The organism is Streptomyces sp. AC558_RSS880 (assembly GCF_019049255.1).
Lineage (GTDB): Bacteria > Actinomycetota > Actinomycetes > Streptomycetales > Streptomycetaceae > Streptomyces.
Genome location: NZ_JAGMUJ010000124.1, coordinates 1 through 1336 on the forward strand (window position 1 = coordinate 1; position 1336 = coordinate 1336).

The following is a 1336-nucleotide window of genomic DNA, read 5'->3' on the forward strand; positions in this document are numbered from 1 at the left end:
GACAGCGAGAAGTACCAGCTCAGGCACCGCGACTGGGAGACCGCCGAACGCGAGGGCCGCACCATCGGCCCCCTCATCACCAAACTCAACACCATCCGTCGCGAGAACCCGGCCCTGCGGCAACTGCGCGACCTCCACTTCCACCACGCCGACAAGGAAGAGGTCATCGCGTACGCGAAACGGCGGGGTTCGAACACGGTTCTGGTGGTCGCCAACCTCGACCCCCACCACACCCAGGAGGCCACGGTCTCGTTGGACATGCCGCAACTCGGCCTGGACTGGCACGAGTCGGTACCGGTGCGCGACGAGCTCACCGGCGAGACCTATCAATGGGGCAGGGCCAACTATGTGCGCCTGGAGCCGGGTGGAGCGCATGTGCTCGTCGTCGGCCGGGCATCCGGGAGTGAGCCCCCGGGTGAGCACAGCCGTGTCCTGCGACCGTCCAGCCCGTCGATCGGAGGGTCACCCACAGCATGATCGTCAACGAACCCGTCCCGGACACCTTCGAGGACACTCCCGCCAAGGACCGGGACCCGGACTGGTTCAAACGAGCCGTCTTCTACGAGGTCCTGGTCCGTTCCTTCCAGGACAGCGACGGTGACGGCATCGGCGACCTGAAGGGCCTGACCGCCAAACTGGACTACCTGCAGTGGCTGGGCGTCGACTGCCTCTGGCTGCCGCCCTTCTTCAAGTCCCCCCTGCGCGACGGCGGCTACGACGTGGCCGACTACACCGCCGTGCTCCCCGACTTCGGCGACCTCGCCGACTTCGTCGAGTTCGTCGACGCCGCCCACCAGCGCGGCATGCGCGTGATCATCGACTTCGTCATGAACCACACCAGCGACCAGCACCCGTGGTTCCAGGAGTCGCGCAAGGACCCCGACGGCCCCTACGGCGACTACTACGTGTGGGCCGACGACGACAAGCAGTTCCAGGACGCCCGGATCATCTTCGTCGACACCGAGGCGTCCAACTGGACGTACGACCCGGTGCGCAAGCAGTACTACTGGCACCGCTTCTTCTCCCACCAGCCGGACCTCAACTACGAGAACCCGGCGGTCCAGGAGGAGATGATCTCCGCGCTGAAGTTCTGGCTGGACCTGGGGATCGACGGCTTCCGGCTGGACGCGGTGCCGTATCTGTACCAGCAGGAGGGGACGAACTGCGAGAACCTCCCGGAGACGCACGCCTTCCTGAAGCGGGTGCGCAAGGAGATCGACACGCAGTATCCGGACACGGTGCTGCTGGCCGAGGCGAACCAGTGGCCGGAGGACGTCGTCGACTACTTCGGCGACTACGCCGCCGGCGGCGACGAGTGCCACATGGCGTTCCACTT

General features: G+C 66.1%; 1 protein-coding gene and 1 pseudogene. Both read left to right on the top strand.

Annotated elements, in window-relative coordinates; translation table 11 throughout:
* A pseudogene (locus KUM38_RS29635) lies at nt 1-477 on the top strand (alpha-1,4-glucan--maltose-1-phosphate maltosyltransferase); the annotation flags it as partial.
* Nucleotides 474-1336 (top strand): alpha-amylase family glycosyl hydrolase (locus KUM38_RS29640; RefSeq protein ID WP_254397973.1); only part of this gene is annotated, 863 nt, incomplete at its 3' end. The pseudogene KUM38_RS29635 and the gene KUM38_RS29640, both read left to right, overlap by 4 nt.